Source organism: uncultured Tepidimonas sp., assembly GCF_938045175.1.
Taxonomy (GTDB): Bacteria; Pseudomonadota; Gammaproteobacteria; order Burkholderiales; family Burkholderiaceae_C; genus Tepidimonas.
Window position 1 is genome coordinate 1 of sequence record NZ_CALIND010000077.1, and the last position, 3,963, is coordinate 3,963.

At 68.4% G+C, this 3,963-nt stretch carries 5 protein-coding genes; all 5 read left to right on the forward strand.

Annotated features, from left to right (window positions below):
* Positions 1–339 (forward strand): CbiX/SirB N-terminal domain-containing protein (locus Q0716_RS03950; RefSeq protein ID WP_299019916.1); only part of this gene is annotated, 339 nt, incomplete at its 5' end.
* Positions 336–626, forward strand: a complete 291-nt coding sequence (locus tag Q0716_RS03955) for a nucleotidyltransferase family protein (protein WP_299019918.1) — start codon at positions 336–338, stop codon at positions 624–626. The genes Q0716_RS03950 and Q0716_RS03955, both read left to right, overlap by 4 nt.
* A gap of 249 nt (positions 627–875) precedes the next feature.
* A complete protein-coding gene (locus Q0716_RS03960; protein WP_299019920.1) occupies positions 876–2,612 on the forward strand; it encodes a nitrite/sulfite reductase in 1,737 nt (578 codons plus the stop codon).
* 2 nt (positions 2,613–2,614) lie between these two features.
* Positions 2,615–3,106 carry a DUF934 domain-containing protein gene (locus tag Q0716_RS03965; protein WP_299019922.1) on the forward strand — a complete coding sequence of 164 codons (492 nt, stop codon included), beginning with the start codon at positions 2,615–2,617 and terminating at the stop codon, positions 3,104–3,106.
* Positions 3,099–3,905, forward strand: a complete 807-nt coding sequence (locus tag Q0716_RS03970; RefSeq protein WP_299019925.1) for a phosphoadenylyl-sulfate reductase — start codon at positions 3,099–3,101, stop codon at positions 3,903–3,905. The genes Q0716_RS03965 and Q0716_RS03970 overlap by 8 nt, the downstream gene beginning before the upstream one ends.
* Positions 3,906–3,963: the final 58 nt, after the last annotated feature.

The following is a 3,963-nucleotide window of genomic DNA, read 5'->3' on the forward strand; positions in this document are numbered from 1 at the left end:
TGGGCGGTGACCCTGGCCTACCTGGAGTTCATGGCGCCCGACCTGCTGGGCGCGGGCGCGCAAATGGCCGCCGCCGGTTGTCGGCACGTCACCATCCTGCCCGCCTTTCTGGGCGCCGGTGGCCACGTGCGCAAGGACGTGCCGCGCCTGCTGGCCGAACTGCATACCCACCACCCCCAGGTGCAATGGCACTTGGCTGCGGCCGTGGGCGAGCACCCGCTGCTGGTGCAGGCGATGGCAGAGATTGCCTTGGGCCATGGCACACTCAGCCAGACGCACCATGATGGGGCGATCCCACCGCCGGCAGGCGTATGGGGCGTCAAGGAACATCCGGTATGAGGCGCGAAACGGTAACCCGACTGCTGGCGCAAGCCAAACCCGAACTCCAGCGACGCTTCGGGGTGACGCGACTGACACTGTTTGGCTCGACGGCGCGCGACAGCGCTCGGACAGACAGTGACGTGGATGTGCTCGTCTCGTTCGATGGGCCAGCGACGGCTCAACGGTTTTTCGGCGTGCAGTTTTTTTTGGAAGACCTGCTCGGGTGCGCAGTGGATCTGGTGACGGACAAGGCGCTGCGCCCGGAGCTCAAACCCTTCATCGAGGACGAGGCGATCGATGTCTGAGCGATCCTGGCACTTTTACTTGGATGACATGATCTGCTTCGCCACGAAAGTGCTGACGTATACCGAAGGGCTCGATCAGGCAGCCTTCACGACCAACGCACTCCATTACGATGCTGATCCACCCACGGGACCGCGCTGGCGACCCTGCGCTATATGCGCTCGGGTTATAGACATAAAACGATGTTTTCGTTTGTTCTTTCATAACCCCGCGGCAGAATGATGGCATCGACGAACCCGTGATGCCCGTTCATGTACCGCTACAGCGACTTCGACCGCCACTTCATCCGCCAGCGTGCCGCGCAGTTTCGGGACCAGCTCGAACGCCACCTGCGCGGCGAGCTCAGCGACGACGATTTCCGCCCCCTGCGGCTGCAAAACGGCTGGTACATCCAACGCCACGCCCCCATGCTGCGCGTGGCCATTCCCTATGGCGAGGTCAGCAGCCGCCAGCTGCGCACACTGGCGCGCGTGGCGCGGGAGTTCGACCGCGTGACGACGGGCCCGTTTGCCGGGCAGGGCGGTGTGGGCCATTTCACCACGCGGCAAAACATCCAGTTCAACTGGATCCCGCTGGCGCGTGCCGCCGACGTGATGGACGCGCTGGCCGAGGCCGACTTGCACGGCATCCAGACCAGCGGCAACTGCATCCGCAACATCACCACCGACGCGCTGGCCGGGATCGCCCCCGACGAGGAAGTGGATCCGCGCCCCTACTGCGAGCTGCTGCGCCAGTGGAGCACGTTGCACCCGGAGTTCGCGTTTTTGCCGCGCAAGTTCAAGATCGCCGTCACCGGGGCGCCCAACGACCGCGCCGCGATCGCGTGGCACGACATCGGCTTGCAGCTGCACCGCAATGCGCAGGGGCAGGTGGGTTTTCGCGTGCGCGTAGGCGGCGGCATGGGCCGAACGCCGATGATCGGCCCGGTCATCGCCGACTTCGTGCCGTGGTCCGAGATCGTGCGCTACCTGGAAGCCATCGTGCGCGTCTACAACGCCTACGGCCGGCGCGACAACCTGTACAAAGCGCGCATCAAAATCCTGGTCAAGGCACAAGGGCAGGCGTTCATCGATGCGGTACAGGCCGAGTTCGAGGCCCTGCAGCGCGACGACACGCTGGGGGCGGCGCTGCGCCTGTCCGACGCCGCACTGGCGCGCGTACAAGCGATGTTCGAGCCGCCCCGCGAGTGGTTGGCGACTGCCGCGCACACGGACGCGACGCCTCCCCCGACCGATACGGCCTGGCGGCGCTGGCGCGATCGTCAGGTGCAGGCCACCCGCTGGCCCGGCGTGGTGGCAGTGACGCTGTCGCTCAAGCGCCCGGGGCAAGCCCCCGGCGACGTGACGGACGCGCAACTGGACGCCGCAGCCGACCTGGCCGAACGCTTCAGCGCGGGCGAAGCGCGCGTGACACACGAGCAAAACCTGCTGCTGCCCTGGGTGCGGGAAGTCGACCTACCTGCGCTGTGGCAGGCCGCACGCGCGGCCGGCATGGCGTCGCCCAACCGCGGCACTCTGGCAGACCTGATCGCCTGCCCTGGCGGTGACCTGTGCGCACTGGCCAACGCGCGCACCACGCCACTGGCGCTGCAGGTGCTGCAGCGCTACCAGGACCCGGAAGAACTGGAGGCATTGGGCGATCTGGCGCTGCATGTCAGCGGCTGCATGAACTCGTGCGGGCACCACCACAGCGGGCATATCGGCGTGCTGGGCGTGGACAAGGACGGCAGCGAGTGGTACCAGCTCACGCTGGGCGGCTCGGATGGCCAGACCGCCCACGGGCCGGCGCGCCCGGGCCGTGTGGTGGGGCCTGCGTTCGCTGCGGACGAGATCGGCGACGCGCTGCAGGCGGTGCTCGACACCTACCTGGAGGCGCGACAGCCCGGCGAGCGCTTCATCGACACCTTGCAACGCGTGGGGCTCGCGCCATTTCGCGCGGCGACTGACGCGGTGCGCCGCAGCACTGCCATCGAATCCGTGGAGGCTTGATCATGCCCACCGACGCCCGATTGCACATCGTCGACCCTGCACACGACCCGTGGCGCGTAGCAGACCCAAGCGAGACAGCCCCGGCCCCGCAACCTGGGTTGCTGCTCAGCGGCGAGCAATGGCTGGCAGTGCGCCAGCACTGGCCCGCGGAGCTGCCCGTGGGCGTGCGCTGGCCCAACGACCAGCCCGTGGACGTGCTGGTGCCCGATCTGCCGCGGTTGGATCTGATCGCGCTGCACTTTCCGAAGTGGACCGATGGGCGCGCCTACACCCAGGCCCGCCTGCTGCGTGCGCGCTGGGGCTACCGTGGAACGCTGCGCGCCACCGGCGACGTCACGCCCGACCAGGCCTTGCTGCTGTGGCGCTGCGGTTTTTGCTCGCTACAGCTACGCCCTGGCTTGCCGCCCGAGGCCGCCCAGCGCGCGCTCGCCTGGTTCGACGCGTTTTATCAGCCCGATGTGCGGCATCCCCAGTCGGAGCTGGCCCATGGCTGAGCGGCGTATCCCGGAAATCGTCATCGAGCCACCGCTGCCTGGGCGGGCCATCAGCCTGTACGCCCGCGCCCGCGCCGAGTATCCGGCGTTGGTAGAAGCGACCGTACAGCGCCTGCGCGAGGCGGCAGCCGACCACCCGGGGCGTATCGTGCAGGCCACCAGCCTGGGCGCCGAGGACATGGTGCTGACCGACCTCATCGCGCGGCACGGCATCGCGATCGATGTCGCGATGATCGACACCGGCCGCCTGCACCCCGAGACGCTGGCGTTGCGCGCCCGCGCTGAGGCGCACTGGGGCATACGCATCGCCGTCTTCGGCCCCGAGCCAGCGAAGGTGGCGGACTTCGAGCGCCAGCACGGACCGTGGCCGATGTACGACAGCGTCGCCCTGCGCCACACCTGCTGCGGGTTGCGCAAGGTCGAGCCCTTGCAACGGCTGCTGGCCGGGCGCAGCGCCTGGGTCACCGGCCTGCGGCGCGCGCAATCCGCCCACCGCGCCGACGTGCCCCTGCGCGCCCCGGACGAGGCCGGCCGTGTGAAATACAACCCGTTGGCAGACTGGCAATGGGCCGACGTCTGGCACCACATCGCCACCCATGGCGTGCCCTACAACCCGCTGCACGACGCATTCATGCCCAGCATTGGCTGTGCGCCGTGCACGCGCCCCATCGCCGTGGGCGAAGACTTCCGCGCCGGCCGTTGGTGGTGGGAAGACGACACCCGCCGCGAGTGTGGCCTGCACGTCCCCACGGCCAACACCCCTTCCCGCTCGACCTCCTTGAGCCCGATCCAACCATGACCGCAGCCCTGCCCCCCCAAACCCACTTGCCCGATATCGACTGGCGGCATCTCGACGC